At 33.1% G+C, this 4,397-nt stretch carries 3 protein-coding genes and 2 pseudogenes; 4 read left to right on the forward strand and 1 reads right to left on the reverse strand.

Annotated elements, in window-relative coordinates; genetic code table 11:
* The first annotated feature begins 60 nt into the window (after window positions 1-60).
* The 4 genes and pseudogenes from ASU35_RS13175 to ASU35_RS13190 form a co-directional block, all read left to right on the forward strand.
* The gene (locus tag ASU35_RS13175; protein ID WP_058351552.1) at window positions 61-987 is read left to right on the forward strand and encodes an ATP-binding cassette domain-containing protein; all 927 of its coding nucleotides are present in this window, start codon (window positions 61-63) and stop codon (window positions 985-987) included.
* Window positions 965-1,759 (forward strand): ABC-2 family transporter protein, encoded by a 795-nt coding sequence (locus ASU35_RS13180; protein WP_058351553.1) that lies wholly within the window; start codon window positions 965-967, stop codon window positions 1,757-1,759. Before ASU35_RS13175 ends, ASU35_RS13180 begins: the two co-directional genes overlap by 23 nt.
* Complete coding sequence (locus ASU35_RS13185; protein ID WP_058351554.1) at window positions 1,740-2,519, forward strand: ABC-2 family transporter protein; 780 nt, start codon at window positions 1,740-1,742, stop codon at window positions 2,517-2,519. Before ASU35_RS13180 ends, ASU35_RS13185 begins: the two co-directional genes overlap by 20 nt.
* A gap of 383 nt (window positions 2,520-2,902) precedes the next feature.
* Window positions 2,903-3,319, forward strand: a pseudogene (locus tag ASU35_RS13190) (acyl-CoA thioesterase); the annotation flags it as partial.
* 101 nt (window positions 3,320-3,420) lie between these two features.
* On the opposite strand, the pseudogene ASU35_RS13195 reads toward ASU35_RS13190, so the two are convergent.
* Window positions 3,421-4,220: pseudogene (locus ASU35_RS13195) on the reverse strand (transposase); the annotation flags it as partial.
* Between the last annotated feature and the right edge of the window lie 177 nt (window positions 4,221-4,397).

Below are 4,397 nucleotides of genomic sequence, written 5' to 3' on the forward strand. Positions count from 1 at the left end.
TAGCGGATATCCTGATGCAGCTGTATCTGGCATGGTGTCCACTGATAAAGGAGATAAAAAATGATTAAAATAGCTAATGTCCACAAAGAATATGTATCATTGAACAAAAGAAGAACCTGTGTATTAGAAAACATAGAACTAGAAATAAAAGAAGGCGAAGTAATTGCATTACTTGGGCATAATGGTTCTGGCAAATCTACTTTATTAAAGTGCATTTGTGGTGTGTTAAAGCCCACCTCTGGTGAAGTATTGATTGAAGAGAAAAATTCTTTTAAATATAGAAAACAACTTATAAAGAATATGGGGGTAATTTTTAACCAAAAAAGCTCTTTTATTATTGATTTATCCGTTTCTGATAATTTAAAATTTTTTAAGGCCATCTATAATTTATCAGATAACACATATGAAAAAAATTTTAATTATTTAAATAGCTTCCTAGATATAAATGAATTACTGGAAAAACCATATCGTAAATTAAGCTTTGGAGAGAGAGTAAAATGCGAAATAATATCTATTTTGCTTCATGATCCAAAATACATAATATTAGATGAACCAACAATTGGTTTAGACTACAATGCAAAAAAAGGATTATATAACCTCATAAATGAGCTTAAAAAAAATGGAAAATCAATAATTATTACAACCCATGAGGTTGATTATATAGAGGGGGTATGTGATAAGACCGTGATTTTGAAAAATGGAAGAATTGCATATTGTGGTAATCCTAAAGCTGTCACAGATAAAATAGGACTGAATAAGAAAATTATTATTTCATATACAGATATTCTTGACCAAAACAAAGCTATATTATTCTCAAAAAAATGTCATGAAATAAATGAAAATTCACTGATTTTATTTCTTAGCCATGCTAATGAATTCGATGATATAGTTAAAGAGGCCTTGGAGGCATATAAGGTTAGTTCTATAAATGTTGAAGAAATAAATATAAGAGAGGTACTTGAAGATGTTCTTTCGCAAGGAAATTAATATAATCAAGCTTTTATTTTCATTTGAAATAAGAAGATTTAAATATTATAAAAAAGATGCAATAATAAATGTTTTTAGCAAATTCATTTACTTATTATTAAATTTATTATTTTGGTATGTTATTAATTCCAAAAATTATAAATTACCTGGTTGGAGTTATAATAATGTAATTGTATTTATAGCATTTTCCGAGTTATTTTACGGATTGAACAATGCTTTTTTTTCGATGGCTTCAAGATTTTGGTATTATATTTATAATGCAATCCTTGATAACACTCTGACCAGGCCGTTGGATCCCAGAGTCAGATTTATTATTCTAAATATTGATTATGTAGAGATTATTCTCACATTTCTGGAATTTATTTTTTTACTTATTGTATCAAACACAAAGATTAGCATTACCTCCGTTTTATTTGGAGTTATAATAGTTATTATGGCAAATATTGTATTGTCATTGATAAGGTTATGTGGTAGCTATTTTGCTTTTTGGCATGGAAAAATGAGTGCTATATGTGAAGTATCTGATGCCCTGACTTCATTTAACAAATATCCCTTGACTATAATGCCTCCCATTATTATATATATTTTTAAGTTTTTAGTTCCATTTTATTTCTTTAGTACATTTTCGGCTGAAATAGTATGTAATTTAGTTGGGATAAAAACGATAAGTATTTCTATTGCAGGCATGATTATTAATATAATTTTGTGGCTTGTAATAAATAATATTATTTGGAAAAAAGGACTGGAAAGATATGAAAGCATTAACGGATAAATATATAATACTTATTAATACGTATGTGAAAGTCAATTTGAAATATCCATTGGAATTATTCTTAAAGCTCATATATTTACCTATACAGCTATTTATGTATATATTCCTTTGGAAATCTTTGCTATCCTATGATGCTTTTGAATTTTCATATATGATATGTTATTACTTGTTTGTTATTTTATTAGGATACGCTTTCCCATTTGCTCATATTGCAACTGATATTCAAAGTGATGTGGAGGGAGGCATATTATCTAATTTTTTAGTGAGGCCTATAGGATATATAGTACCAAAGGTATGTAAATTTATTGCTTGGATGGTATGCTACTCTGTGGTTTTTATACCAGCATTAATTTTTGTGTTTTTTTATGGTAATATAAAACCTTTAAATTTATTATATTTCTTTGTATACTTACTTATTGGGTTAGTTGTTGAGTTTTTACTGTGGTACAATGTCGGATTATTAGCTTTAAAAATAGAAAAAATCAGAGGTGCCATGACAGCATTTAAGGCATTAAGAATGTTAGCATCTGGTTCCTTGATTCCTATTTATCTGTTTCCTGATATACTTCAAGGGATCTTGATGTATTTGCCATTTAAATTATATATATATACTCCTATTAATGTTTTGTTATCAGGTGAAAGCTCAGAGGCTTTTTTCCTAAACATTTTAACAGGCATAATATGGGTCATGTTCCTTACTTTACTTGCAAAAATTCAATGGAGAAGTGGAATAGCAAAATTACAGATCAATATTTCATAAAAGGGATAATGCGTAAGCGATAAATAACCTGCTTATTACTGATAAAAAGAAAGCTGCACCTAGTCAGCCTTTCTTGCTGGGGCTAACGGCTGGGAATGAAAATTCTGTGTCAGCGGAATGTGCCGTATGTGCCAGGCTGAATGCTTTCGAAGCAGTCTCGGACTAAGCCGGCTGAAAGGAGGAACAGCGGTGCCTTCGGACAGCAGACTCTGCCTGATATTATACCACAGGAGCTACCTATATTGAAATGTAACTTTGACTGTATAGATGGGAATCGGGATGAGGGGAGTTCCTCTTAGATGTTCTTACCATTTATACAAAAAAAGAATAAGTCTGTAAGCGGTTTTTCTTGCTTACAAACTTATTATACGAGAAGAGATAAGATGAAAAAAATTAAAAAAATATTTTTGTTTATATTAATTATTATAATAGTTGTAGGTGTCCTTGTATTTATTTTAAGACTATACAACGACTATAAATATCGAAATGATGGTTTGTCTGCATCTGAATATTATAAAAATGTAACCAATATAGATTTGTATCCTAAAAACACAAAGGGTATTGATGTAAAATATGTTGATGAAGGTACTTTTCAAGGGTTTCATTTGAAACCTGAGAATAAGCTATACAAAGGAGTTGTCATTTGTTATGGTGGCTCAGAAGGTAGCCCGAATTTTGGTGAAGCTCAAAGATTAGCTGAAGAAGGTTATGAGACACTAGCCGTATTTATGTTTGGTATGAAAAATCAACAAAAAACATTAGTTAAAATTCCACTAGAGCAATTTGAAGATGTACTTAGTGTCTGCTGACTAAGCGGATATTTGTAAGTTCAAGCTCCTACCTTTACTCCAATCATGCCAGAATCGGAGTAACTGCAAAAGAGTGCAAGGTATTCGTGATGAACCCTAAACAGACTCATCACGAATACAGATAATGCGATAGAAGTCAACTGGGTTTCTTTCAGCTTCGTGCTAATGCAGTTCATCCCATAGCAACGTTTGCCCAGACTAAAGCTACGCTCTACTTCGATTCTATCGGTATTATCCTGATACACTTGTTTTTTATCCACTTTTGTTGTAGCACTTGGTCTGCCCAGCTTTGGACCTGATAACCGTATCCATGCTCCTTGCAATAATGCCTGTTTTCCCTGGTTCGGTATATCTGGTCTGCCAAAGAACGTACCGGATAATATCTGGTACGTTCTTTGAAGCGTTCTACCGCTTCAATCAGGCAGGTGCTCTCGTTGTATGCCTCGAAAGATATTTTTTCGATACGCCCATAGCCTTCACTGTCAAGGCTGAGATCAAATTTTTCACCAAATTCAACAGGTACTTTGACCTTCCCTCTGACAATCGGTCGAAGCCATGGCTGCGAGATGCTTACAATGCGATGCTCCACAGAATGGACTCTGTTAGCATACATATACTGTTGCTGTTCATACAGTTTGATGATGGTAAGATACCAGTCGATAGCCTTACCTGTCATGGCATATCCATCACTCATGAACTGTTCCAGATACCGCAGATCTCTTTTCACATAACCAAGCTGTTTGCGGTAGCGTCTGGGCAGCCTCAGACCATAGGATTTGCAAAATCGGTAAATGATGGTTTCCAGCTTTTCTCTTGCTTCGTTCAGAAGTGAGATATCCTGCGGATAACGGATATTTGCGGGTGCACAGTTTGCATCAATGGTCAGCGTTCCTTTGATTCGGTCAGCCAGTTTGATCCAGCGGTTATCCGGATTCATGTGGAGTCCCATAGGCTGGTATTTAGCTCCTTTATCCTTAAAATATGCAGGAAAACTGCAAGAAAAACGATTTGATTTTATCAAAACCCTTGCAAATATTATATCAGAAAGCGGGGAGAAAGTCAGTAAAAT

This window comes from Acetivibrio ethanolgignens (assembly GCF_001461035.1).
In the GTDB taxonomy this organism is placed as follows: Bacteria; Bacillota; Clostridia; order Lachnospirales; family Lachnospiraceae; genus Velocimicrobium; species Velocimicrobium ethanolgignens.